At 67.6% G+C, this 24874-nt stretch carries 25 protein-coding genes and 2 pseudogenes; 16 read left to right on the top strand and 11 right to left on the bottom strand.

Annotated features, from left to right (window positions below):
- Window positions 1-271: 271 nt before the first annotated feature.
- The 8 genes from Q0C12_RS10310 (at window position 272) to Q0C12_RS10275 (ending at window position 6897) form a co-directional block, all read left to right on the top strand.
- Complete coding sequence (locus Q0C12_RS10310; RefSeq protein ID WP_290889890.1) at window positions 272-1168, top strand: hypothetical protein; 897 nt, start codon at window positions 272-274, stop codon at window positions 1166-1168.
- 228 nt (window positions 1169-1396) lie between these two features.
- Window positions 1397-1564 (top strand): hypothetical protein, encoded by a 168-nt coding sequence (locus tag Q0C12_RS10305; protein ID WP_290889887.1) that lies wholly within the window; start codon window positions 1397-1399, stop codon window positions 1562-1564.
- The gene (locus tag Q0C12_RS10300; protein ID WP_290889885.1) at window positions 1561-2469 is read left to right on the top strand and encodes a hypothetical protein; all 909 of its coding nucleotides are present in this window, start codon (window positions 1561-1563) and stop codon (window positions 2467-2469) included. The genes Q0C12_RS10305 and Q0C12_RS10300 overlap by 4 nt, the downstream gene beginning before the upstream one ends.
- 668 nt (window positions 2470-3137) lie before the next feature.
- Window positions 3138-4025 (top strand): hypothetical protein, encoded by an 888-nt coding sequence (locus Q0C12_RS10295; RefSeq protein ID WP_290889882.1) that lies wholly within the window; start codon window positions 3138-3140, stop codon window positions 4023-4025.
- 65 nt (window positions 4026-4090) lie between these two features.
- The gene (locus tag Q0C12_RS10290) at window positions 4091-4426 is read left to right on the top strand and encodes a hypothetical protein (RefSeq protein WP_290889879.1); all 336 of its coding nucleotides are present in this window, start codon (window positions 4091-4093) and stop codon (window positions 4424-4426) included.
- An 11-nt stretch (window positions 4427-4437) separates the two neighbouring features.
- A complete protein-coding gene (locus tag Q0C12_RS10285; RefSeq protein ID WP_290889876.1) occupies window positions 4438-5643 on the top strand; it encodes a PfkB family carbohydrate kinase in 1206 nt (401 codons plus the stop codon).
- Window positions 5640-6245 carry a 7-cyano-7-deazaguanine synthase gene (locus Q0C12_RS10280; RefSeq protein ID WP_290889873.1) on the top strand — a complete coding sequence of 202 codons (606 nt, stop codon included), beginning with the start codon at window positions 5640-5642 and terminating at the stop codon, window positions 6243-6245. The genes Q0C12_RS10285 and Q0C12_RS10280 overlap by 4 nt, the downstream gene beginning before the upstream one ends.
- Before the next feature lie 100 nt (window positions 6246-6345).
- Complete coding sequence (locus tag Q0C12_RS10275; RefSeq protein ID WP_290889870.1) at window positions 6346-6897, top strand: nitroreductase family protein; 552 nt, start codon at window positions 6346-6348, stop codon at window positions 6895-6897.
- Here the strand turns inward: Q0C12_RS10275 and Q0C12_RS10270 are convergent.
- On the bottom strand, window positions 6838-7653 hold the full coding sequence (locus Q0C12_RS10270; protein WP_232282059.1) for an 8-oxoguanine DNA glycosylase: 816 nt from the start codon (window positions 7651-7653) through the stop codon (window positions 6838-6840). The two genes, Q0C12_RS10275 and Q0C12_RS10270, sit on opposite strands and share 60 nt — an antisense overlap.
- Window positions 7654-7843: 190 nt before the next feature.
- Between Q0C12_RS10270 and Q0C12_RS10265 the strand changes: the two genes are divergently transcribed.
- The gene (locus Q0C12_RS10265; protein ID WP_054662532.1) at window positions 7844-8191 is read left to right on the top strand and encodes a hypothetical protein; all 348 of its coding nucleotides are present in this window, start codon (window positions 7844-7846) and stop codon (window positions 8189-8191) included.
- A 33-nt stretch (window positions 8192-8224) separates the two neighbouring features.
- Here the strand turns inward: Q0C12_RS10265 and Q0C12_RS10260 are convergent, their stop codons facing one another.
- Window positions 8225-8962, bottom strand: a complete 738-nt coding sequence (locus Q0C12_RS10260) for an enhanced serine sensitivity protein SseB C-terminal domain-containing protein (protein ID WP_005411388.1) — start codon at window positions 8960-8962, stop codon at window positions 8225-8227.
- Between the two features lie 149 nt (window positions 8963-9111).
- Between Q0C12_RS10260 and Q0C12_RS10255 the strand changes: the two are divergent.
- Together Q0C12_RS10255 and Q0C12_RS10250 are read left to right on the top strand one after the other, a co-directional pair.
- A pseudogene (locus Q0C12_RS10255) lies at window positions 9112-9276 on the top strand (IS30 family transposase); the annotation flags it as partial.
- Window positions 9277-9360: 84 nt separating this feature from the next.
- Complete coding sequence (locus Q0C12_RS10250) at window positions 9361-10689, top strand: hypothetical protein (protein ID WP_290889861.1); 1329 nt, start codon at window positions 9361-9363, stop codon at window positions 10687-10689.
- Window positions 10690-10710: 21 nt separating this feature from the next.
- Here Q0C12_RS10250 and Q0C12_RS10245 read toward each other — a convergent pair whose 3' ends face one another.
- The 3 genes and pseudogenes from Q0C12_RS10245 to Q0C12_RS10235 form a co-directional block, all read right to left on the bottom strand.
- Complete coding sequence (locus Q0C12_RS10245) at window positions 10711-11070, bottom strand: hypothetical protein (RefSeq protein ID WP_049468934.1); 360 nt, start codon at window positions 11068-11070, stop codon at window positions 10711-10713.
- A 511-nt stretch (window positions 11071-11581) separates the two neighbouring features.
- A pseudogene (locus Q0C12_RS10240) lies at window positions 11582-12430 on the bottom strand (magnesium chelatase domain-containing protein); the annotation flags it as partial.
- Between the two features lie 19 nt (window positions 12431-12449).
- On the bottom strand, window positions 12450-12716 hold the full coding sequence (locus Q0C12_RS10235) for an accessory factor UbiK family protein (protein WP_034212166.1): 267 nt from the start codon (window positions 12714-12716) through the stop codon (window positions 12450-12452).
- A gap of 229 nt (window positions 12717-12945) precedes the next feature.
- Between Q0C12_RS10235 and Q0C12_RS10230 the strand changes: the two genes are divergently transcribed.
- Together Q0C12_RS10230 and Q0C12_RS10225 are read left to right on the top strand one after the other, a co-directional pair.
- On the top strand, window positions 12946-14262 hold the full coding sequence (locus Q0C12_RS10230) for an ammonium transporter (RefSeq protein ID WP_290889856.1): 1317 nt from the start codon (window positions 12946-12948) through the stop codon (window positions 14260-14262).
- An 18-nt stretch (window positions 14263-14280) separates the two neighbouring features.
- Window positions 14281-14619, top strand: a complete 339-nt coding sequence (locus Q0C12_RS10225; RefSeq protein WP_290889854.1) for a P-II family nitrogen regulator — start codon at window positions 14281-14283, stop codon at window positions 14617-14619.
- A gap of 46 nt (window positions 14620-14665) precedes the next feature.
- Here the strand turns inward: Q0C12_RS10225 and speE are convergent, their stop codons facing one another.
- The gene (gene speE / locus Q0C12_RS10220) at window positions 14666-15526 is read right to left on the bottom strand and encodes a polyamine aminopropyltransferase (protein WP_290889852.1); all 861 of its coding nucleotides are present in this window, start codon (window positions 15524-15526) and stop codon (window positions 14666-14668) included.
- Between the two features lie 128 nt (window positions 15527-15654).
- Here speE and Q0C12_RS10215 point away from each other — a divergent pair, with 128 nt between their 5' ends.
- From Q0C12_RS10215 to Q0C12_RS10205, 3 genes are all read left to right on the top strand, one after another.
- The gene (locus Q0C12_RS10215; protein WP_290889850.1) at window positions 15655-17499 is read left to right on the top strand and encodes a M48 family metallopeptidase; all 1845 of its coding nucleotides are present in this window, start codon (window positions 15655-15657) and stop codon (window positions 17497-17499) included.
- A 64-nt stretch (window positions 17500-17563) separates the two neighbouring features.
- Entirely contained in the window at window positions 17564-19465 is a 1902-nt protein-coding gene (gene speA, locus Q0C12_RS10210; protein WP_290889847.1) for an arginine decarboxylase, read from the top strand.
- Window positions 19462-20313 (top strand): NAD(P)-dependent oxidoreductase, encoded by an 852-nt coding sequence (locus Q0C12_RS10205; protein WP_290889844.1) that lies wholly within the window; start codon window positions 19462-19464, stop codon window positions 20311-20313. The genes speA and Q0C12_RS10205 overlap by 4 nt, the downstream gene beginning before the upstream one ends.
- Before the next feature lie 21 nt (window positions 20314-20334).
- On the opposite strand, the gene Q0C12_RS10200 is transcribed toward Q0C12_RS10205, so the two are convergent.
- From Q0C12_RS10200 to radC, 5 genes are all read right to left on the bottom strand, one after another.
- On the bottom strand, window positions 20335-20718 hold the full coding sequence (locus Q0C12_RS10200; protein ID WP_290889841.1) for a hypothetical protein: 384 nt from the start codon (window positions 20716-20718) through the stop codon (window positions 20335-20337).
- Between the two features lie 25 nt (window positions 20719-20743).
- Window positions 20744-21340 (bottom strand): SPOR domain-containing protein, encoded by a 597-nt coding sequence (locus Q0C12_RS10195; RefSeq protein WP_290889839.1) that lies wholly within the window; start codon window positions 21338-21340, stop codon window positions 20744-20746.
- The gene (argS, locus tag Q0C12_RS10190; protein ID WP_290889836.1) at window positions 21340-23103 is read right to left on the bottom strand and encodes an arginine--tRNA ligase; all 1764 of its coding nucleotides are present in this window, start codon (window positions 23101-23103) and stop codon (window positions 21340-21342) included. The genes Q0C12_RS10195 and argS overlap by 1 nt, the downstream gene beginning before the upstream one ends.
- Before the next feature lie 197 nt (window positions 23104-23300).
- Window positions 23301-24335: a hypothetical protein gene (locus Q0C12_RS10185; RefSeq protein ID WP_290889833.1), complete on the bottom strand. Its 1035-nt coding sequence runs from the start codon at window positions 24333-24335 to the stop codon at window positions 23301-23303.
- Between the two features lie 89 nt (window positions 24336-24424).
- The coding region (gene radC / locus Q0C12_RS10180; protein ID WP_290889831.1) for a DNA repair protein RadC at window positions 24425-24874 on the bottom strand (450 nt) is incomplete at its 5' end.

Genomic DNA, 24874 nt, shown 5'->3' with positions numbered 1-24874 from the left:
GTTCCCTGGCCCAACGAGCCTCGCCAGATCAACCCCGAGGCAGAACTGGATCCGTCGGTATATGAGCGTTTTAATGCCACCTGCATACTAGATTGCGATCGAAAGATCCCCTATCGCCCAGAAGCGTTGCGCCATCATCTCAGCGTGCAGCACTACTACCCATAGGCTGGAGCAGCGCAGGCAAAACAAGCCGGCCCTGGGCTGGTCTATTCATTGCATCTTGACCAGACATTGAACCAGTGAAGAAGTCTTTGGCGCAAAGGAGATTTAAGTGAGCGTAATAAAAAGCTTTGCCGTGGGCAATGGAGACATGTTCTACATCAGCCACGAGTCAGGCACCTTTACGGTCATCGACTGTGACCTTAGTGACCAGAACGCTGCGACTATTATTGATGAGATCAAGACTCAGTCTGCAAGCAGAAGTATCTATCGCTTCATCTGTACGCATCCGGATGAAGACCATTTCGGAGGCCTTCATCTGCTTGATGACGCTTGGCCGATAAGTAACTTTTACGTGGTCAAGAATCAAGCGATCAAGGACAAAGATACGGACTCTTTCAAGCGCTATTGCCAACTGCGCGACGACGCCAAGAAGGCCTTCTATATCTCGAAGGGATGCGTGCGCAAGTGGTTGAATCAAGGTGATGATTCAAGAGGGTCGTCGGGGATCAGTGTGCTCTGGCCAGATCTTGACAATGTCCGGTTCAAAGAGGCGCTGGCAGCCTGTGAGGCGGGCGAAAGCTACAACAACACCTCTGCGGTGCTCCGATACTCTATCGGCAATACCAGTGTGATGTGGCTGGGCGACCTGGAAACTGGGTTCATGGAAGACATTGAAGAGGATATCGACCTGAAGAAGACAACCGTCGTCTTCGCTGCTCATCACGGGCGTGACTCAGGAAAGATCCCCCATTCTTGGCTGGAAAAGCTCGATCCGCAGATAATCATTCTCGGAGAAGCTCCGTCGCGCCACCTCAATTACTACACTGGCTATCAGACCATTACACAGAATTCGGCCGGTGATATCACTATGGAATGCGATGCTACCCAGGTCCATTTCTTCGTGAGCAATCCGAACTATGAAGGACCCGAGCTCGACGATCGAAATGTCGATGGTCCCGATAGCTATTTGGGGAGCCTCACGGCGGAGACCAAGTACACGCTATGAATCCGACGTCCCGCGGCCCGCAGGCAGGTGACGCGGATGCTGGACGTCCGACCCCACCTAAGGGTGACCATGTGCTTCCCGTCCGAGAACTGATTCCTAGCCGCTCTGTCTCTACTCTCCAGCGCGAATACGTCTGGTCGAAGGGGGGAGGTAGCGCCGTTCCAGCAGGCTGCGGCGTAGCACCACAGCCGCCGTCCGTGCCAACACCGCGCCCCCCGAGGAGCCACCATGGCCCGCCTTACGCTTCAAGAGAAAATTGACGCGGTCACTCGGCTGCACACCGTCCATGAGTCCCTGGGCGAAGTGGATCCGGACGTGATCCAGCTCCAGCATGATGTCGATGAGCTGCTAGCGCGAGGACTCTGGCTGCTGTCTACGGAAGCTAATGGCCCGTGACGACGAACGAGGGCTCTCGTAAGGATCAGCGCCCGCCACACCGGGATTGGCATGGGTCACACCAGGAGTGGGGCTATCGACCCCAGGCATTCCGTTGGGACGGCCATAAACTGGTCGGCATCAACTTCATTCCGCTGGCGCGGGAGATGCGGGCTTGGCTGAAGCAGGAAGGTCAACTGCCGCTGCTGTCGAATGCGGACGTCACGACCAAAGGCGGGTACACCAACCCCTTCACGTTTAGCGGCGGGTCGATAGCCCTGATCCTAGCTCGGGTTGTGAACGCCTACTATGATTACTGCACGGTGCCCTCGGCGCAGGACGACCCGATCGATGCCGAAATCGAGCGGCTCAGGCTGTACAACGAGGTGGTCCTCTACACCGCACGAATGTGCGAAACCACGATCAAGCAGCTGCTCTACTGCACCCAGTTTCCCGAATCTAGATACATGAAGAAGGCACTGGGACAACTGCTGGAGGCGCCTTGCACCACGTGCAAAAAAGAGAACGGTAAGAAGCCGCACTTGATCTCCCTGGTCGGCTCACTGGCGCACCCCTTCCACCTGTGTCTGGAGTTTGATCATTGCGCCATGGACCATATGGCGCTCGTCAACACGCTTAGGAACTCGCAGGCTGCGCACTCGGGAATTCAAACTTTGAACATCCGAACCACGGACGCGTCTAAGGCGGATCTTCGTGAGGGTTGCGACGAGGTCATGCAGGGATTCATCCACATGCTGTCGCACTTGGAAAAGGTCGAGGAGGCGATGTTGGACGACCTGGCAAAAAAGGGGGCGGCGATAGAACTCCTGCGGCGCAACGGTCTTCCCGCGGAGGAGGCCAACTTTCGCCTGATGCCTGGCGAACCCTTCCACCATGATGCCAGGGCAGAACCACCTCCGCCCTAGGACCGCGTGCTGGCAGCCGGCGATCTGCCGTGGTCAGCTCATTCGTCCCGCCCGGCTCGGCGATTGCTCAATGGGGCAAGGAACAACTGGACCGCTGCGAGTTCGTCTACTGTCTGATGTTTCTCCTTAACTATGCGTTCCAACTCTGCTCGGAGCCAGTTCGTATCGAAGAGGTCGAAGTTGTTGCCGACGTGCGCAACTCCTCATGTGAATGCCTTGCCACCCGGGCCGTTCCCAGATTGACTGGAAAAGTACAGGGTTGCGGCAGCGCCCACCCGTAGGGGCGCGAAGCCGGCAATGGGGTCCTCAAAACTGCTTGAGAACTCTTCAACTAATCTGATCCCGGGCACATGCATTCTGAGCGCTCAGTGAATACGACGGACACCCAGGAGCGCAGCATGGCGGCAACGCTAGTCACCCACGACCTCACCCCCCCCTGGCAGAGGCATGCGGATCTCCTGGAGTTCCTGAAGAAGAACTTTGGCTGGGCCTGACTTTCGGAATCGCCCTATGCCATCTCGACCAACAAGACGCAGGCGCAGGGGTGCGCGCAACTTTGGACTGCGCCACCACCGTCCCGTCGTGCGGTCGCTAATCTTCGAGCGTCCGGGCGGTGCTCGAACTGCCGTTGACCTGGAACGGCCCTAACCAATTTGCGAGGACGTGGGATGGATGTAGCAACATCGTCGGTGCGCTCAAGGCTTTCGGCATCCCTTCGCGCGTGGTGGGAAACCGCATCGCGACCGCTGCGCATCTTTACCGTCGGTGGGAGCACGGTGGGGGTCTCAGCACTCCTGATCCAGGTCTCGGGCCCGGACCGGCTGATCTTTGGGCTGATGGCCGCGGGCGGGATTATGTTGACGGCAGCGTTCCTGCTCGACCTCTACCATGCGGCGCTACGTGCCTGGGAGTGGCCGCTGGGCAAGATCGTCGGCACCTTGGGCGCGACCATGGTTGTTGCGGTCTCCATGGCGCTAGCTTCTGTGACGGTGAAAGAAGCGACAGGCATTGATCCCGAGCACCTGAGTTATGCCGTCACTTTCCTGGCGCCATTGATGGCTGGGTTCCTGCTTACCGCGGGAACCATGCTGGTGGTCGTGGGCGTGTTCGTTTGGTTTGTCATCGAGAGCGTTTGGGGCGTACTGCGCTGGCGGTTTGGCTCGGGAACCGACGCCAAACCGGTGAACACGGACAAGGTGCTCATCCGTCTGGTCGGTGTCTTTGCGTTGGCGCTGACCACCGCAGTTATTTTCGACATCGGCCAGCACTCCTACAACGGGGTGTTGACCACGACCGCCCGCCGCTTCACGTACCATTTTGAAATGTATCCCAACGATGCCTGCGCCTTCGGTGGCGAGCGCGTCCGTCGTCTCACGGACGACATGGTTGCGGTCGGCCGGAGCACGGATCAGGGGTTGGTGTTTGAGCAGCGACCCTGTGCGTTGGGAGAGACCGCCCAAGGCACCTTGGGCCGGGAGTCGGCTGGAACCGACCCTGCGCCCGAGGCGGCGACGAACCCGCCCGATGGCCGCGTCGACGGTGATGAGGCGTTGTAACTGAGAAGTGCCCCGGGCCGCCCTCGATGGGTGGGCGGGCCTAGGCTCATTTGGAGGAGGTCGACATGACGGGATCGAGCGGGAGTGGTTACGGGGGTGGATTTCGTGACACGGCCGTGGCCTGCGACGCCTTGGTGATCGAAACACAGATCAGCTCGCCCAAGGCCGACGTGATCAAGGATCTGGTCCGGGGCGCCATCCTCAACGTCGCATTGGCCCAAGTCGGTGGCGTCAGCACGGTGGTGCTCACACACCAGGGCCAGGTGGCCGGCGGCATCGCCGATCCGAGCGTCCAGCGGTTGCGCGAATGCCTGACGCAAGGCACTCAGTACACCGCGACCGTGCGCACCGTGAACGGTGGCTTGGTGACGGTGCGTATCGCCCCGGTCCCGGGCACCTGAGCGCGCTTCCGGTGATCGAGGTCGTCGGCGGCGTCTACCGCGAGCTATGCATGCACCCCCGCTGGGACCGGTACCTGGGTTCCGCGGGCCGAGGCGCCAGCGTCATCGCCGCGCTGGGCGGGGAGACACGACTGCACTGCTGCCTGTGTGACCTATCTCATCCCATCATCGAAGGCGCCGCAGCCCTCGAGGGGTTCGAGTTGAGGGCCACGCCAGTGGCCGATGTCGCCGGGTTCCACTACACCCATTGGCTCTCCAGGCCGGTCATCCACCGGCCCCTAGCGCCGCCACCGATGCTTTTGGTGGAGGCCGAGCGGGTCCTGCAGTTCGGCATGCTGCAAACGCAAGCTACGGTGCACGCCAAACAGGTTGTCTACGACCCGCAGAACGTCGAGCACCCGGAATCGTTCCGTGCCTCGGGCTCTACGGCCGAGCGTCTCGCCCTGGTGATCAATCGACACGAGGCCACGGCGCTGCTGGGGCGTGCGGACACCATGGAGCGAATGGCCGAGGCTTTGGCCCAGCAAGAGAATGCCGAGGTGGTGGTGATCAAGCGCGGCCCCATGGGGGCCTTGGTGTGGGATCAGGGGCGAGTTCACCATGTTCCGGCCTACGACACGCGGGGCGTGTGGAAGATCGGCAGCGGCGACGTGTTCGCGGCGACGTTCGCTCATGCCTGGATGGGCTTGGGGCGGGACGCGGTCGGCGCCGCCGACCAGGCCTCCCGGGCCACGGCCTACTACTGTGAGAACCGGATCTTTGCGACGGCCCCCACGCTGGCCAAGTTCAGCCCGATGGCACTCATGGCGTCCGACCGGTTCCGGGACGGTTGGCGGCCGACCGTGTACCTGGCCGGGCCCTTCTTCACCCTGGCCCAGCTCTGGGTGGTGACCCAGGCCCGTGAGGCGTTGCAGCAGATGGGCTTGAAGGTGTTCTCGCCGTACCACGACGTCGGCCACGGCTCGGCGGAGGACGTGGTCGACAAGGACCTGCAGGCGATCAAGGACTGCGACCTGGTGCTGGCCATCGTGGATGGTCTGGATGCGGGCACGCTGTACGAGATCGGCTATGCCCGGGCGCTGGACCGGCAGGTCGTCGTGTATTGCGAGCAGGAGAAGCGCGAGGACCTGAAGATGATGGAGGGCTCGGCGTGCCACCTGGTCGCCGATTTCACGTCCGCCATCTATCGCACGGTCTGGGTGGGAGCGGCTTTGTGACGCAAGCGCTGCTTCTCTCGGGAGGCATGGACTCCATTTCTGTGGCGTGGTGGCTTCGGCCCGCTCTGGCGTTGACGATCGATTACGGCCAACTCGCCGCGGCCGCGGAGATCCAGGCCGCGCGGGCGGTCTGTCTCCAGCTGGAGATAGCCCACGAGGTCATCACCGTGGATTGCCGTGCCCTGGGTTCGGGCGATATGGCCGGACAGCCCGCCGATGCCTTGGCCCCGGCCAGCGACTGGTGGCCCTACCGCAACCAGTTGCTGATCACCCTGGCCGGCATGCGCGCGGTATCGCGCGGTGCCCAAGCATTGCTCGTGGGCGCAGTGGCCTCTGACGGTACACATCAAGACGGCACTCCCGCCTTCATGGCGGCCATGGATCAGGTCATGCGGGTGCAGGAGGGCGGACTGACCGTGCGCGCACCCGCCATCGGCCTGACCACTGTGGAGCTGGTGCAGCAATCGGGCATTCCACGCTCGCTGCTCGCCTGGGCGCACAGCTGTCATCGATCGCACGTTGCCTGCGGCCAGTGCCGGGGCTGCAACAAGTACTTCGAGGTATGGCGGGAGCTCGGCGATGACGTGGACTCCGCTGCCTGAGCCGCGGCCACGGCCGCAGGTCCAGCCTTACACGCCGTATGTGTGGCCCCATGGCACCTTCGTGGCCCTCCCGCAGCCTGCCGAAGGCGGCGGCCCCCCGATGTTTGAGGCGCTGGCGCAGCGGCGCAGTGTCCGGGAGCTCAAGGCCTTGCCGGTCGAATCACTCGGAGCGCTGCTCTGGCACAGCCAGCGCCGTCTCGCGTGGGCCCCGTCTCCCTTGGGGTTCGAGCTCGAACGTCGGCCCGCGCCGTCGGGCGGAGCGATCCACCCCATCCACGTGCTGGCATTTGATCCGCAGACTGGTGCATGGGGGCGGTACGACGGTGTCCGTCATGGCCTGCACGATCTCGGGGACCAGGTGCCGATGCTAGAAGGCTTGGTCGAGCAGGCGAGATCGCTGGTCGCTGACCCGGCTGCGACGATGCTCTGGCTCGTGGCCGAGCCGGGCAAGACGGAAGCCAAGTACGAGCACTCGCAAAGCGTCGTATGGCGGGACGCGGGGGTGCTTCAGGGCTACTTGGTAGCGGTCGCTGCCGGCTTGGGCCTTGGCACGTGCCTGCTCGGCATGACCGGCCAGGCCTGGGCGGCGCGCTTAGCGGATCAGGGCCAGCTGGCGGGCGTGGGGGCGCTCTGGGTTGGCGGGCGGACGTGAGGGCGCGTGCCGAGCCTTGAAGGCGCTCTCGGGCATCGCAGAGAGGATCTGCGCAACTGAGTTCCGCGACGCCATCATCTCGTACCACATCAACGCATCGAGCTCAGAGGCGCGGACGCCCAGCCCCGCGCTGAACGCCAGGAACTGATCCTCCAGTTCGCGGTAGTGACGCTCCACCGTCAGCTCGGCATCGAAGAACCCGGCAAGCACGCCGGCGCGCAGGATATGGATGTCCAGGATCGCCACATCATCAGCGTCCAGCCAATTGCGGGCGACCCACGATGCGGTCTTGAAACCGATGCCGGGAATCTTGGTGAGCCAGTCGCGCAGGATGCGCCCAGACTGCTGAGGCGCGGCCTCCGCGGCCAAGGTCTCCAGGGCGGCCGACAGGTACCGGGCCTTCTGGCCGGCGAAGCGGTAGCGGATGGAGCGGTCTTCCATCGGCATGGGCTCGGAGAGCCACGCGAGGAGTGTCTCCGCCGGCGGCGGCTGGTCAGCGAAGGCGCCGCGGCGGCGCAGGTGCTCGAAGGCCACAACACCGACTTTGGCAGGTATGCCGTGCCCGCCTAGCAGGCAGGCGCCGACTTCTTCCTTGAGGCTGGTCCCCAGGCGATAGCGGATGGCATTGCGCTCAATGCGGCGAGCCATGACCTGGTAGGCCCAGTAGGCCGGAGTGGGGAAGGCGGCGACGTCGCCCCAACGGACGCCCGGCATCACTTCAGCCTCCGGCTCCGGAAGCTCGATGTTGACGTTCACCGATCCCAGCATCACGCAAGCGCGCTGCATGGCTTCTCCCCACACCTTCCGGCAATTCCGTTGCCTCTCACCGCCCGGCCATCACAACGCGCGGGCGGCGCCAGGACCATCCTCGCATGCCGAATCGAGTCCGGCAGCGGAGGGCTCTTTCGCTCTTGCACAGTCTATTGCAAGTTTGCACAATGTCAACATGAATCGAGACCGTTACCTGCAGCTCATTGCGCGACTTTTGTCAGCCCGAGTCATCACGCAAACCGCCATTGGCGAGGCTTTGGACATCCATCCGTCCCAGGTCAGCCGCATCTGCGCAGGCGACTTCAAGCGGCTGGACGGCAATGCACTGCGGGTATGCAAATATGCACAGCAAGTTGCAGCCAGGACCCAGACGGGGCGCGGAGCCGGCCGCGTGGCCGGGGAGCTAGAGGGAAAACTCACCCAACTGCTCGTGGCCAGTCCCGATGCCGCCTTGGCGGTCGGCGCCCTGATTGATGCCCTGCTGGCGACCTCCCCTGCAGATACCGCCGCGGCTGGCGCCTGAGGCGCGTCGCGTCTTGCATCGGCGCCGCCTGCGCTAGCTCTCGCTGGGGGTCCGTCGATAGAAGGGCGCAGGGTTCAGCGCCAGCTTCCAGTCGGGAACCGGGTCCTCGGGAAGCAATGCCATTAGGCTCAACGGGACAGTGGTCAGCTCCGGCTGCGACTGCAGCTCAGCCAGGATCGCCCGACAGGCGCGGTCTGCTTGGGCCTTGGGCGTTGTGACGGCGACCACCCAGTTGGGGTGATCCAGATGGGGCTCAAGCCGCATGTCGACCAGGTAGGCCTCTTCCACGTAGTGAAGCTTGGCCAGGATCTGCCGAAAGGTAGCAAGCAGCGCGTCGGGAACATCCACTGGGTGATCCACGGCAATCTTCGGCCCACCCGCGTAGTCGTCAGTCTCCACGACGGCCATTGTCCCGTTCGCGAGGAGCACGCGAACCTCTTCGGGGTAGAGCTTGCACCAGTGGTTGTTGGGATTGAGGATGAGGGTGGCGCCGAGCGAGAGCTCGAAGAGCTGTCGACCACTCAACTCCACGATCCGGACGCGACCACGGCCTGCGGCCTTGGCCTTTCCCATGTCGGAAAAGAAGGGAAGTAACAGCTCTCCGTCCGGGGCATTGAACTGGATGAGCCGAAGACGACCGGTCGTGTCAGCCAACGGCGCGTGGGCAAACACGCGCGCGTCGAGCAGTGCTCGGAAGAACTCCGGCTCCAATCGCTTGTCTGCGATCGATGCCTCGAGCAAACGATTGAGTTGCGACGAAGGAGTGCGCATACGCCGAGCACGAGCAAGCAACTAGGGGCCCATATTTTCGCGCAACCTGTCCAGCTGCGGGAGTGGTCCGCTGCATTACCCAGTCGCACGCACTTGTGACTTCGCGCCTTGATCTTTTCTTTGTGTTCAGTTTCATTCACGACTACGCCAACGGATTGCTGCGGCAGTACCTGCCGCACGGAACGGACCTGTCGGACCATTCCCAAGCCGCGCTAAACAAGATTGCATTAAGCTCGTATCAGCGTCCCAGGGAAACCTTGGGCTTCAGAACGCCGGCCTATCGGCTGAGCGAGTGTGTTGCGTCGACCGATTGAGACCGCCGTCTGTTGAAAACAACAAAGTCCGTTGGTGTCTATGAAGCCCGGGGCGATTCAGGGATGGCACGGCTTTGCGTCTTCTTGCTGCTTATGCTGGCCGGCTGCAGCCAGACGACGAGGCCCGATTTTGCGCGGCTCTACGCTGATACAGGCAGCCAACAGCCCCCCGTGGTCGTCATACATGGCGTGCTTGGCGCGCGCCTGGCCGATTCCGAAGGCCGCGAGCGCTGGCCGGGTGGCGTGGGTCGGCTCGCCCTGTCGGACTACGACGATCTCGCCCTGCCGATCGACCCGGTAAGCCTGCGGCCGCGCGACGATGGCCTGCGGCCCACCGATATCTTCGAGGGTGCCGCCGGGCGCGATTTCTACGGAGCCCTGCTGCGCACCCTTGAAGAGGGGGGCGGTTACCGTCGCGCCAAGGTCGGCGCGCCGCCGCCGGCCGGCCGCCACTACTACGTCTTCACCTACGATTGGCGGCAGGACAACATCGACAGCGTCCGTGCGCTGGATGCGCTGCTTGCGCGGATTCGCGCCGACCACGGCGATCCTGGCCTGCAGGTCGACCTGATCGCACATTCCAACGGCGGATTGATCGCCCGCTACTACGCCCGCTATGGCGCCGTCGACCTGCTGGACGGCAATCAGTTCGTCGTCACCCAGGCCGGAGCCCTGCGGATTCGCAGGATGGTCCTGCTCGGCACGCCGAACTTCGGTTCGGTCGGTGCGCTGCACGGCATGATCGTAGGCCGGAAAGTGGTCTTTGGGAGCCTGATGCCCGAAGTCCTCATGACCATGCCGTCGCTCTACCAGCTGTTCCCGCATGCGCTCAACACTTGGCTGATTGGCCACGACGGCCGGCCACTGGACAGGGATCTTTTCGATGTCGCGATCTGGCGCCGGTTCGAATGGGCGGTGTTCGACCCCGAGGTGCGCGCGCGCATCCGCAAGCATCATTCCGGGGACGATCCCGAACGGTACCTTGCCACGCTGGAGCGATATCTGGGCCACCACCTCGAGCGCGCGCGCCGCTTTACCTGGGCGCTTTCGGTTCCCGAGCCGACGCCAGGTATTGACCCCATCGTGTTCGGTGGAGACTGCGAACTGACGCCGGCGCGAATGCTGGCCGAAGAAGTGGCGGGAGAAACCGTGCTGCGGCTCGATCCAGGCGAAATAAGGAGGCCGCTGCCTGGCGTTGATTACGACCGGCTGATGCTGGAGCCCGGTGACGGTACGGTCACCAAGGCCTCGCTGCTGGCGCGCGATGTGCTTGACCCGTCCCGTCAGCGCCATGCGTACAGCCACTTCCCCCATGACTACGCGTTTTTCCTCTGCGTCGCCCACGACCAGCTGACCGGCAACACCAGCTTCCAGGACAACCTGCTGCACGCCCTGCTCAGCATCGACCGGTGATCAAGACCCGTGGGGGCCCGGCTACTTCCTGGCGAGCGCCCGGGCCAGCAGGATCGCCACGGCGTCATGCGGCGCGGCCGCAGGCCACCACAGAATCCCGACGGATCCCTGCGTGATGCCGACGAAATCCATGTAAACCGCGGCGAGCGCGCTGTAGATCGTCATTCCCTGCAGCCCTCGCCCGGTGCTGCCGGGCCGGCACGCCGACACGCCCGACCAGCTCGTGCCCAACGAGACCTCGGCCAGAGGGGACTGCAGGCGGGGACCCCGGCTTTTCGCCAGCACGCGCTTGAAGGCGTCGAGGGTGTCGGTCTGGATCGACAGGGCCCGTTCCCGCGCCAGGTAGTTCTGCCGGAGGAACAGATAGTCGTCCGCCGACATCCCCCCGATTTTGAGTAGCAGGCTGAACGAACTTTATTCTCACAATTGACCGGAAGGATCGCCCAGGGGCGGTTTCAACGGACCTTGCTCGCGCCATAAGGTGCTGTCGATGGCACTTACAGGCCCGTTTCCCAACAGACTTAATCCATTGATTACATTGGCGGACAGCGCCTGCCGAAGCGGGTCGGCTTCTCCTACAACTCGAATCTGCATCCAGTACGGCCCGGATTCTGCGTTCGAAAAGGCCACGCAAGAGTCTTGATCCGTTGCCAAGTGAGCGCGAGAACGCTCCGGCTTGTACGGCATAGTCGCCAAACCACGGGCATCCCTTGCAAGGCGGGAAGCGACGGGGTGCCGCTGTGCCTTTGGCCTGGCCGGCAGGGTTCCTGGATCGGTTCTTGGGCCGGGGCGTGTACCCGAGCGTCCGCTGGCCGCGGTCAGCCTCGAACCGCTGGGTGGGCGAGCATTCGCAGGGACTTCTGGTTGGTCGCACTCACTTCTGAATCTGTCAGCCGCCGCCGGCGATCGCGACCGCGCTGGCGAGATGGTGCGGGGCGCGAAACGGCCGCCGGCGCCAGTGCGCGAGATCCACGCCGCGGCCGCTCACCGAGTGCACCGCGGCGGTTTCCAGCGCCTCGGCCTCGCTGGCTTCGGGCAGCAGGCCGGGCAGGCGCGAGGCCAGCAGCGTCTTGCCGCAGCCCGGCGGGCCGACCAGCAGCAGGTGGTGCGCGCCGGCCGCCGCGATCTCCAGCGCGCGGCGCCCACTGGCCTGGCCGCGGACATCGGCCAGGTCGGGGTAGGCCGGCGCGTCGCTGCCCGGCGGGCTGCGCTCGGCCACCGGCAGCGTGCCTTCGCCGCGCAGGAACGCGAGCACCTCGAGCAAGGTGCGGGCGGTGCGGGCGCGGCCATTCGCCGCCAGCGCCGCCTCGGGCCCGTTCGCCGCCGGCACGACCAGCGGACGGCCCGCCTCGGCGGCGGCCAGCGCGGCAGGCAACACGCCATCCACCGCCTTCAGCTCGCCGGTGAGCGCCAGCTCGCCCAGCAGCTCGCAGTCGGCCAGCGCGAGCACCGGCAGCTGCCCGCTGGCCGCCAGGATGGCCAGCGCGATCGCGAGGTCGTAGCGCCCGCCTTCCTTGGGCAGGTCGGCCGGGGCCAGGTTCACCGTGATGCGCCGCTGCGGGAACTCGAGCTGCGAGTTGGCGATCGCGGCGCGCACGCGCTCGCGGCTTTCGCGCACCGCCGCCGCCGGCAGGCCCACCAGGCTGAAGTGGGGCAGCCCGCCGCCGAGGTGCACTTCCACCCGCACCGCGGGCGCGTGCACGCCGACCCGGGCGCGGCTGTGCGCCAGCGCCAGGTTCATGGCGAAACGGGGTGTGGCGTCAGTTCTTGCTGGCGCCGGGCTCGGCGAGCTTCGCCTCGAGCACGGTGAGTGCGCGTTCCATCGCGTCCAGCTTCTCGCGGGTGCGCAGCAGCACCGCGCGCTGCACCTCGAACTCCTCGCGGGTCACGAGGTCGAGCTTGCCGAGGCCGGCCTGCAGGGTGGACTTGAAGTTCTGCTCGAGGTCGGCGCGGGCGTCCTTCAGGCCGGGCGGCACCAGGTCGCTGAGCTTGCGGGCGAGGTCGTCGAGGTTCTTGAGGTCGATCATGGTCGGGGCTCCGTGGGATGCCTCCACCTTGCGCCACGCGCGGTGCCGGGGGCATCGGGGAAGGGCCGGGGCGGGGGTCAGCCAACGCCGCGCGGCGGGGGCGGCATTTCGCTGCCCGGGGCCGATCACTAGACCACGGGTGGCGGCGAGCAATCAATCCGTGCCGCACGGGTGATGGTTCAGGTGCTCCCCCTTTCCCCCTTCCCTCAGCGTCCGGAGGCAATCCCGTATGGTTTCCAAGAAGTTCCTGCGCCGGCTAGGCGTACCCCTGCTCGTGCTTCCCGTGCCGGCCCTGGCCGCCCCGGCCACGGCCAATCCCGGCGACACCGCCTGGATGATCGTGGCCACTCTGCTGGTCCTGCTGATGACCCTGCCGGGTCTGGCGCTGTTCTACGCCGGCATGGTGCGCGCCAAGAACGTGCTGTCGGTGCTGATGCAGTGCTTCGCCATCACCGCGCTGGTCAGCGTGCTGTGGGTGGCCTACGGCTACAGCCTGGTGTTCGACACCACCGGCATGGAAGCCGGCGTGGTCAACTTCCACTCCTTCGTGGGCGGCTTCGAGCGCGCCTTCCTGGCCGGGCTGGGCGTGGACAGCCTGGTGATGACGGTGCCGGAAAGCGTGTTCATCACCTTCCAGATGACCTTCGCGGTGATCACCCCGGCGCTGATCGTCGGCGCCTTCGCCGAGCGCATGCGCTTCGGGCCGATGCTGGTGTTCATGGCGGCCTGGTTCACCCTGGTGTACGCGCCGATCGCGCACATGGTCTGGGGCGGCGACGGCGGGCTGATGTGGGACTGGGGCGTGCTCGACTTCGCCGGCGGCACCGTGGTGCACATCAACGCCGGCATCGCCGGCCTGGTGGCGGCGCTGGTGCTGGGCAAGCGCCGCGGCTACCCGACGGTGCCGATGGCGCCGCACAACCTCGGCTACACGGTGATCGGCGCCAGCCTGCTGTGGGTGGGCTGGTTCGGCTTCAATGCCGGCTCGGCGGTGGCGGCCAACGGCACCGCGGGCATGGCGATGCTGGTGACGCAGGTGGCCTCGGCCGCGGCGGCCTTGGGCTGGATGCTGGCGGAATGGGTGGTGCACAGGAAGCCCAGCGTGCTGGGCATCGTCTCGGGCGCGGTCTCGGGCCTGGTGGCGATCACGCCGGCCAGCGGAACGGCAGGCCCGATGGGCGCGCTGGCGATCGGCGCGGCAGCGGGCCTGTGCTGCTTCTTCACCGCCACCAGCCTCAAGCGCTGGCTGGGCTACGACGACTCGCTGGACGTGTTCGGCGTGCACGCGGTCGGCGGCATCGTCGGTGCCCTCCTCACCGGCGTGTTCGCGGCGCCGGCGCTGGGCGGCTTCGGCACCGTCACCGACATCGGCGCCCAGGTGTGGATCCAGGCCAAGGGCGTGGGCTTCACCGTCGTCTACACCGCGGTCGCCACGCTTGTCATACTCAAGGCCATCGATTGGGCCGTGGGCCTCCGGGTCGGCGAAGAGGCCGAAGCCGAGGGCCTGGACCTCGCCCTGCACAACGAACGCGGCTACAACCTCTAAGGACCCGGGAGCTCACTCATGAAAATGGTCATGGCCATCATCAAGCCCTTCAAGCTCGACGACGTCCGCGAGTCGCTCAGCGAAGTCGGCGTCACCGGCGTCACCGTCACCGAGGTCAAGGGCTTCGGCCGGCAGAAGGGCCACACCGAGCTCTACCGCGGCGCGGAGTACGTGGTCGACTTCCTGCCCAAGATCAAGCTCGAGGTCGCGGTCACCGACGACCAGGTCGAGCGCGTGGTCGAGGCGATCCAGTCGGCGGCCAACACCGGCAAGATCGGCGACGGCAAGATCTTCGTCTACGGCCTCGAGCGCGTCATGCGGATCCGCACCGGCGAACTCGACGGTGACGCGCTTTGATGGGGGATGGCGTGTCTTTCCGCTCTGATCCGCGTTCGATCCCTGATCAACCCCCAAGCACGCGGGCGGCGAAGGGCGGGAGGACCAGGGCGGCCTGGTGGATGTCGGCGGTGTAGTACTGGGTGTCGAAGGGCTTGGCCGCGGCGTCGGCCTTGCGGAAGTGCGTGAGGTCGCGCTTTTCCTTCGAGGCGATGGTGCAGCTCCAGTAGCCGGTCGGGTAGCAGGGCTGCGGGAAGGGCAGGGTGCGGAAGTCGACGAAGCCGGCGTCGGTCATGGCGCCGCGCATGTCCAGGATCAGCTGCATCAGCGCCAGCGGCGACTCGCTCTGCTGCACCAGCAGGCCGCCCGGGCGCAGGGCGCGCAGGCAGGTTTCGTAGAAGGCCTGGTTGAACAGGCCCTCGGCCGGGCCGACCGGGTCGGTGGAATCAACGATGATCACGTCGATGGACTCGGGCGCGGCGTTCTCCATGTAGGCGATGCCGTCGTCGAACATCACCGTCGCGCGCGGGTCGTTGTTGGACTCGCACAGCTCCGGGAAGTACTTCTCGGCCATGCGCGTCACCTGCTCGTCGATGTCGCACTGCACGGCCGTGCGCACGCCCGGGTGCTTGAGCACCTCGCGCAGGGTGCCGCAGTCGCCGCCGCCGATGATCACCACGTCCTTCGGATCGGCGTGGGTGTAGAGCGGCGCGTGCGCCATCATCTCGTGGTAGAAGAAATTGTCGCGGGTGGTCACCATCATCGCGCCGTCGATGAGCATGACGTTGCCCCAGTCGGTGCTCTCGTACATCTCGATCTTCTGGAACGGCGACTGCACCTCGTCGAGCTTGCGCACCATGCGCAGGCCGAAGGCCGAGCCGGTGTGGTCGAAGTTCTCGTGCAGCCAGGTCGGGGAAGAGGAGGACATCGTTGTTCCAATGGGTTCGTAGACGGGCCGGCATTGTACCGGATGCCGCTTTTCACCGAGATTTCTTCCCGCTTGGCGACCCCCGGGAACCCCGCTTAGCATCGGGGCTCATCCCCGGGAGCCCCTGCATGACCTCCGTCGCCAGCCACCGCCGCCTGGTCGAATGCCTCGAGCGTTCGGCCGCCCAGTCCCCGGGCGCCTATCGCTTCAAGCTGGCGCTGCTGGCGATCGCCGGCTACGGCGTGCTGGCGGTCGCGCTGGTGGTGGCGCTGGCGCTGTCCGTCGGCCTGGGCGTGGCGCTGCTGCTGACCAAGAGCGTCTGGGCCATCAAGCTGATCAAGCTGGTGTGGATCCCGCTGCTGCTGGCCTGGCTGATCCTCAAGGCGCTGTGGGTGAAGATCCCCGAGCCCGAGGGCCGCCGCCTGCGCCCGGGCGAGGCGCCGGCGCTGGAGCGCGAAGTCGAGCACCTGCGCCGCGAGGCCGGCGCACCGCCGCTGGCCGGCATCATCATCGACACCGACCTCAACGCCGCCGCCGCCAGCGTGCCGCGGCTGCTGGGCCTGGCCGGCAACCGCCATTTCCTGGTGCTGGGCCTGCCGTTGCTGCGGGTGATGTCGCCCGACGAGATGGCGTCGGTGATCGCGCACGAGTTTGGCCACTTCGGCGGCGGCCACGGGCGCTTCGCGGGCTGGATCTACCGCGTGCGGCAGTCCTGGTTCCGCCTGCTCGACGCCCTGCAGCAGCAGCGCTCGGCCGCGACCGGGTTGTTCGTGAAGTTCTTCGACTGGTACGCGCCCTATTTCAACGCCTACAGCTTCGTCCTGGCGCGCAGCAACGAGTACGAGGCCGACGCGGTGGCCGCGCGGGTCGTCGGCGCCCCGGCGGCCGGCAGCGCGCTGGTGCGCGTGAACCTGGCGGCGCAGCGACTGCACGGCGAGTTCTGGCCGCGGATCGACCGGCTGGCGCTGGTGCAGCCCGAGCCGCCCGCGGCGCTGTATGCCGAGATGGCGCGCAGCCTCTCGGAGCCCGCGGCCTCGGATGGCGACGTCCTGGCGCGCGCCCTGGCGTCCGCGCCGACCCTCGACGATACCCACCCGGTGCTGGCGCTGCGCCTGTCGGCGCTGGGCGTGCCGGCCGAACTGCCGCCCGCGCCCGCCCAGTCGGCCGCGCAGGCCTGGCTGGGTCCGCTGGCCGATGTGCTGCAGGACGAGTTCGACCAGGACTGGCACCGCTGGGTCGGCGAGCGCTGGAGCGAGCGCCATCGCGGCCACGCCGCCGCGCGCGAGCGTCACGCCGAACTGGCTTCGCGCGAGCCAGGCCTGTCGCCGGAGGAAGCGCTGGAGTGGGCGAACCTGTGCGAGCAGCTCGGCGTGGGTGGCGACGTGATGCCGCTTTATGAAGCGGCGCTGGCGGCCGCGCCTGACAGCGCGCCGGCAGTGTGGTCGGTCGCCTCGCTGAGGCTCGAGCGCGACGACCCGGCCGGATTGCCGCTGGCCGATCGGGCGATCGCGCTGGACCCGGAGTTCGAGCCCCGCGCGCTGCAGCTGATGGCCGACTTCCACTACCGGCGCAACGAGGACGCCGCCCACGATGCCGTGGCGCAGCGCCTGCGCGCCTGGCATGCGCGGCAGGCCAAGCACGACGCCGAGCGCGGCAAGCTGGGCAAGGCCGACCGCTATGCGCCGCACGCCCTGTCGCCGGAGCAGCGCGGCGTGCTCGAGGACACGCTGCGCAAGCACGGCAAGATCAAGAAGGCCTGGCTGGTGCGCAAGGAAGTGCCAGGCGGCGGCCCCCCGCACTTCGTGATGGTGGTGGACTGGCGCGGCATGGTGTTCTCGTCGACCTCGGAGCTGGAGCGGCTGCTGGCGGCGCTGGAGCTGCCGGGCAGCGTGTACGTGCTGGAGAAGCCCGGCAGCGGCGCCAACGGCCGGCGGGTGGTGAAGGCGGCGGGCGAACCGGTGTTCAGGCACTGACGACCTGCCCCGGCAACACCCGGGGGGTACAATGCGCGCCCACCCCGCTTCCGGAACGCCGCCCATGCCCGCCTGGTCCCTCGACCGCGCCCGCCACACCTACTCCATTCCCTACTGGAGCGAGGGCTATTTCGACGTGGACGCCGGCGGCCGCATGCGCGTGCTGCCCCGTGGCGAGGGCGGCCCCAGCCTTGACCTGCCCGGCATCGTCGACCAGGCCACCGCGGCCGGCCTGAAGCTGCCGCTGCTGCTGCGTTTCTCCGACATCCTCGGCAACCGCCTGGGCAAGCTGCAGGCCGCCTTCGGCCGCGCCATGGCCGAGCTCGACTACCAGGGCGGTTACACCGCCGTCTATCCGATCAAGGTGAACCAGCACCGCGGCGTCGCCGGCGAGCTGGCGGCCGTGGGCGGCGACGGCTTCGGCCTCGAGGCCGGCTCCAAGCCCGAGCTCATGGCCGTGCTGGGCCTGGCCAAGCCCGGCAGCCTCGTCATCTGCAACGGCTACAAGGACCGCGAGTTCATCCGGCTGGCGCTGATCGGCCGCAAGCTGGGCCTGGAGACCTTCATCGTCATCGAGAAGCCGTCCGAGCTGGCGATGGTGATCGAGGAAGCCCGGGCGCTGGGCGTGAAGCCGGGCCTGGGCGTGCGCATGCGCCTGGCCTCGCTGGGCGCCGGCAAGTGGCAGAACAGCGGCGGCGACAAGGCCAAGTTCGGCCTCTCGCCGCGCCAGGTGCTCGACCTGGTCGAGCGCCTGAAGGCCGCCGACATGCTCGACGCGCTGCAGCTGCTGCACTTCCACATGGGCTCGCAGATCTCGAACGTGCGCGACATCGCCAACGGCATGCGCGAGGCGGTGCGCTATTTCGTCGAGCTGACCAAGATGGGCCTGGGCATCCGCTTCATGGATTCCGGCGGCGGCCTGGGCGTGGACTACGAGGGCACGCGCTCGCGCGGCTTCTGCTCGATGAACTACGGCCTGGATCAGTACGCGCACACCCTGCTGCAGCCGCTGGCCGAAGCCTGCGCCGAGCACGGCCTCACCCCGCCGATGATGGTGACCGAGGCCGGCCGCGCCATGACCGCGCACCACGCGGTGATGGTGGTGAACGTTTCCGAAGTGGAGCAGGCGCCCGAGGGCGCGGTGCCGGCCGAGGCTGCGAACGAGCCCGCGGTGGTGCGCCACCTGCGCGAAACCCACGCAGCGCTCGACCAGCGCCCGGCGCTCGAGCTCTACCACGAGGCCCAGCACCACCTCGCCGAAGGCCAGGCGCTTTATTCGCTGGGCCAGCTGACGCTCGAGCAGCGCGCCATGCTCGATGACCTCTTCTACGCCATCGCCCACGCGGTGCGTTCGCGCCTGACCGCCGAGGAGCGCAGCCACCGCGACACGCTCGACGAGCTCAACACGCGGCTGGTGGACAAGTACTTCGTCAACTTCTCGGTGTTCGAGTCGATCCCGGACGTGTGGGCGATCGACCAGGTGTTCCCGATCGTGCCGATCGCGCGCCTGGACGAGGCGCCCGACCGCCGCGGCGTGATCGCCGACCTCACCTGCGATTCCGACGGCCGCATCGACACCTACGTCGAATCCGAAGCGCTCGATTCCTCGCTGCCGCTGCACTCGCCGCGCGCGGGCGAAAGCTACCGCCTCGGCATCTTCATGGTCGGCGCCTACCAGGAGACGCTGGGCGACATCCACAACCTGTTCGGCGACACCGACACCGCCAACGTGGTGCTGGGCGCGGACGGCGGCTACACCGTCACCCGCCAGCGCAAGGGCGACACCACCGACGTGATGCTCGACTACGTGGGCTACGACCTGGCCGAGCTGCGGGCGACCTACAAGCAGAAGGTCGATGCCGCGGGCCTGCCGCCGGCCGAGGCCGCGAAGCTGCTGGTGGACCTGGAGACCGGCCTAACCGGCTACACCTACCTGCACGAGGAAAACGCCGGGGGCCAGGCGTGATCGCCGGCTTCATCGGCCTGGGCGCGATGGGCGCGCCGATGGCGGGCCATCTCGCCGCGCGCGGCCTGCTGGGCGTGGTCGACAACCGCACGCGCAACAAAGCCGATGCGCTGGCGGCGCAGCTGGGCGTACGCGCCGCGGCGTCGCACGCCGATTTCGCCGGCTGCGGCGTGGTCGCGCTGTGCGTGTCCATGGATGCCGACGTGCTGCAGAAGGTCGAGGCCCTGGCCGCGGTGCTGAAGCCGGGCGCGGTGGTGGTGGATCATTCGACCGTGTCGGTGGATACCGCGAAACGCGCGCAGGCGCTGCTCGCCGCCCACGGCATCGGTTTCGTGGACGCGCCGGTGTCCGGCGGCGTCGAGGGCGCGCGCAACGGCAAGCTCTCGGTGATGGCCGGCGGCAATGCCGCCGACCTCGAGATCGCGCGGCCGGTGCTCGAGGCCTACGCCGCGCGCATTACCCACATGGGGGGCGCCGGCGCCGGGCAGGCCACCAAGGCGGTGAACCAGGTGCTGGTGGCGGGCATCAACGAAGCCGTATGCGAAGGCCTGGCCCTGGGCGAGAAGCTGGGCCTAGACCCAGACAAGCTGCTGCCGACGCTGATGGCCGGCGCGGCCGGCAACTGGTTCCTCGAGAAGCGCGGCGCGACCATGCTGGCGGGCCAGTTCACGCCCGGCTTCAAGTGCGGCCACCTGCTCAAGGACCTGCGCATCGTGCAGGGCATGGCCCGCGACGCCGGCATCCGCGCCAGCGTGATCGACCTCGCGCTCGCCGACTATTCCGAACTCGTCCAGCGCGGCGAAGCCGACGCCGACACCTCCGCCCTCATCCTCTTGAAGCGCCCCTGACCGTAACCCCGTGGGAGGGAATCAGGCAGCGGCGAGCCAGTCCAGGGCGGCGGCTTCGTCGTGGAACAGGCGCAGGCCGTGGATGCCGAGGTTGCCGCACTGGATGGCGTAGAACTCGAAGTCGGCGCGGCTGGGGGAATCCGGGCGGATCAGGATGGCGATGCGCAGGGCGTGGCCGAAGCCGCCGTCCTCGCCGCGGCGCGGCATGTCGAAGATCTCCGCCGCGCCCAGCTGCAGGCGCGTCAGGCGGTGGTCGATCAGGAAGCGCGGGCAGGCGTGGGCGTGGCCGGCGCGCATGGCGTCGCGGGTGAGCTGGCGCAGCTGGTCGCGGTCGGCCGCGCCGTTTCCATCGGAGGTCACGCGAACGAGGCGTTCGTTCGCCAGGTAGTCGACGGTCCACTGCATGGCGTGGCGCTCGAGCAGCCCGCGCTTACTGGGCCCGGATCGCGACGGCGTCGATGCCGTGGCTGCCCAGCGCCTGCTTGGCGCGGGCCAGGCTGCCGGCGTTCGGGTAGGGCCCGAGGCGCACGCGGTAGATGGTGCCGCCGGTGATCTCGGCCGACTCCACGCGCGCCACTTCGCCGGTCAGCGCGATGCGGGCCTTGAGTGCTTCGGCATCGGCGGACGAGCGGAAGGCGCCGGCCTGGATCAGGTAGCGCACGCTGTCGGCGTTGGCCGGCACCGCGGCGTCCACCGGGCGGGCGGCCTCGGCCTGGGCCTGGGCGTTGAGTTCGGCGTCGGGGATGACGAATTCCTTGTCGCGCAGCACGTCGAAGAACTCGTACTTGGGCTTGCGCGGCTCGGCAGCCGGCTTCTGCGCCACCGGTTCCTCTTCGGTGGCGGCCGGGGCGCGGGCCTCCGGGTTCGGCGTGGGCAGGGTGCCGTCGGGCAGGTCCCACTGGCCGCGCAGTAGCATCACCGCCACCACCAGCGCGCCGACCAGCAGGCCGATCAGCAGCCAGATCCAGCCCGGGATGCCACCGCCGCCGTTGCGGCGCGCCTGCTTCTTGGGTGCACGCCGCGCCATCACATGCTCTCCGGCGCGGACACGCCCAGCAGCGCCAGGCCATTCGCCAGCACCTGCTGGGTGGCCTTGCACAGGCCCAGGCGGGCGTTGCGCAGTTCCTCATCGGGCACCAGGATCGGCTGCGCGTTGTAGAAGCCGTGGAAGGCGGCGGCCAGTTCGCGCAGGTAGTTGGCCAGCACCTGCGGCGCGCGGTTCTCGGCGGCCGACTCCAGCACTTCCGGGTAACGCATCAGCTCGTCGAGCAGCTCGTCTTCCTGCGGCTGCAGCAGGCGCTGGCGGGCGGCCTCGGCGGCGCTGCGGTTGTAGCCCATGCCCTTCTCGGCCAGCTGGCGGAACACGCTGGCGACGCGGGCGTGCGCGTACTGGATGTAATAGACCGGGTTCTCGTTCGAGCGGCTCTTGGCCAGGTCGAGGTCGAAGTCGAGGTGCTGGTCGTTGCCGCGCATCACGTAGAAGAAGCGCGCCGCGTCGGTACCCACTTCCTCGCGCAGCTCGCGCAGGGTGACGAAGCTGCCGGCGCGGGTGGACATCTGCACGCGCTCGCCGCCGCGGAACAGGATGGCGAACTGCACGAGCTGGATCTCGATGCGCGCCGGGTCGAGGCCCAGGCCCTGCGCCGCGGCCTTCAGGCGCGCGATGTAGCCGTGGTGGTCGGCGCCGAAGATGTAGAGCGAGCGGCCGAAGCCCCGCTCGAACTTGCTCAGCAGGTAGCCCAGGTCCGACGCGAAGTAGGTGGTGACGCCGTTTTCGCGGACGACCACGCGGTCCTTGTCGTCGCCGAAGGCGGTGGCGCGGAACCAGGTGGCGCCCTGGTCCTCGAACAGGTGGCCGTTCGCGCGCAGGGTGTCGATGGCGCGCTGCACGTAGCCGTCGGTGGCCAGGGAGCGTTCGGAGAAGAAGTTGTCGTGCACCACGCCGAAGCCCGCGAGGTCGTCGCGGATGTCGCCGAGGCACCAGTTCAGGCCGGCCTCGAACACGCTGCGGTAGCCGGCGTCGCCGAGCAGCTGCTTGGCGCGGGCGATGAGCGCGTCGACGTGGGTTTCCTTGTCGCCGCCCTGGCCCTCGTCGGCCGGCAGGCCGTCGGTGATCTCGATGGCGCTGCGGCGCAGGGCGTCGCCGGCCTTGGCGCGCAGGCCACGGGCGATGTCCACCACGTACTCGCCCTTGTAGCCGTTGTCCGGGAAGCGGACGTTGATGCCGCCCAGCTCGTGGTAGCGCAGCCACACCGACACCGCGAGGATGTCCATCTGGCGGCCGGCGTCGTTGACGTAGTACTCGCGCTGGACCTTGTGGCCGACCGCGTCGAGCAGGGCCGCCACCGACGCGCCATAGGCGGCGCCGCGGCCGTGGCCGACGTGCAGCGGGCCGTTCGGGTTGGCCGAGACGAACTCGACGGTGACCGACTCGCGGCTGCCGGCCGGCTGGCGGCCATAGTCCTTGCCCAGCTCGAACACGCGGCGGATGGTGCCCAGGCGGCAGCCGCGGGCCAGCGTGAAGTTGATGAAGCCCGGGCCGGCGATGCTGACCTTCTCGACGTGCTGCGAGCTGGGCAGGGTGTTGACGAGCAGCTCGGCCAGCTCGCGCGGCTTCATGCCGGCCGGCTTGGCCAGCAGCAGGGCGATGTTGCTGGCGTAGTCGCCGTGCTCGCGCGACTTGGTTCGCTCGATCACGAAGTCGGGGGTCGCCAGGTCCGGGGACAGGCGGCCATGACGCCGCAGGTCCAGGAGGGACTGCGCCACCAGTTCGCGAATATGGTCTTTCACCGGCTGGAATTCCGCTTGGGGGAACTGCCTATTCTAGCCCGGACAGGGCCTTGCGCTGTCATGCCGCCGTCACCGGGGCCGTGGAAAATCCACGGGTCACGACTCTCCAACGTGATCCCTTTGGTTATTCGGCCCGGTGCGTGCATCGGGGTCCGGGGCAAGGGCCGGCCACGGGCCGGCCTTTTTTTTGCCCGGGGTCAGGGGGCTTCTTCGGCGCAGAGTGCGGCGAAGGCGTCGAGCACCGCCTGGCCGTTGGCCGGCGGCACGTCCTCGAAGCGGGCCAGCAGGCGCTCGCTGACCCGGCGCACGCCCGGCCCGTTGGCGGCTTTCCGGGCGCCGAACACGCGCTCGCCCTCCCGAGAGCAGAAGCGGTGCAGCTCGAAGAAGTAGTGGGTCTGGCCCCGGCTCAGGAAGCCCAGGCAGGTCGGGCCGCTGGCGGCCTTGCCCAGGGCCCGCCCGGCCCGGCGTTCGCGCTCCCGGCACAGGCGTAGCGCGCTGTCGGCCAGGTGCACGAAGTCCTCGCCGACATTGGCGGTGTCGAGGTCGGCCGCAAGCCGGGCCAGGCGTTCGCCGCGGCGGGCGGCGGGCTCGGCGCTCCACTCCGGACGGTCGCCGTCGAGCCAGATGCCCAGGCTCCGGGCCAGCGAGCCGCCGGCGGCCGTGGCCAGCTCCTCGCCGTCGGGGTGGGGCAGGGGCCGCGGGTCGAAGGTGCTGCCGGCGATCATCAGCTCCAGGGCCAGGAACTGCGCGCGGTCCGCTACCGGGTCGAAACCGCAGCAGGCCAGGATGCGGAAGGTCTCGGCGATGCTGGACGCCTCGTTGCCGCCGATCGGCCCGGGCGCGTCGAAAGGCTCGCGCTGGCGCAAGTCGTGGCAGGCGGCGAACACCAGCAGGGCCAGCGCGTCGTCGCGCGGCACGCCCTCCTCGCCCAGCGTATCGAGCACGCGCCCGAGCCGGCGCTCGGCCAGCTCCATGACGTGGTCTTCGTTGTGGTAGTCGTGCGGGTCGTCGCCGAAGGCGCCGTGGCGCAGGCCCAGCCGGGCCAATCCCAGCAGGGCCGCTTCGAAGTGGCGACGGTCGCCGGCACCGGACGTGATGCGCGCCACCATCGCCTCCAGCCGCGGCGCGATGTCGGGGCGGTGCCGGTCCACCAGGCGGCGCGCGGCCTCGGGATCGGGCAGGGCCTGCTCGATCGCATCGGGGCCGTAGAGGTTGGAGTAGCCCAGGATCACGCCGGCAGCGGCTCCGGTGCGCGGCGGCTGCCGCTCAGCCGAGTATACGCAGCGGCGGGCCGGGACCAGCCAAGGTGGCGTGGGGGGGCTCAGAGTGCGCCGAGCCGGGCCATCGAGCAGGGTGCGCCGTCGCCAATGATGAAGTGGTCCAGCACCCGGACCTCGACCAGGGCCAGGGCCTGCTTGAGCCGCGCGGTGACCGCGCGGTCGGCGGCGCTGGGTTCGGGGCTGCCGCTGGGATGGTTGTGGCCCAGGATGACCGCGGCCGCGTGGTGGGCCAGGCAGCGCTGCACGACCTCGCGCGGGTGCACCTCGGCGCCGTCTAGGGTGCCGCGGAACAGCTCCTCGAAGGCGATCACGCGGTGCCGGGTGTCGAGGAACAGGCAGGCGAAGACCTCGTAGGGCAGGGCCCGCAGGCGCCGCGCGAGGTACTCGCCGGCCCGGCCCGGCTCGGTCAGCGCTTCACCGCGGGCCAGGCCCTGGGCCAGGTGCCGTGCGGCGAGCTCCAGCGCCCCCGCCAGGGCGCTGGCGCGGGCCGG

The organism is Arenimonas sp. (assembly GCF_022842045.1).
Lineage (GTDB): Bacteria > Pseudomonadota > Gammaproteobacteria > Xanthomonadales > Xanthomonadaceae > Arenimonas.
This window is presented reverse-complemented; position numbering and strand designations above follow the sequence as displayed.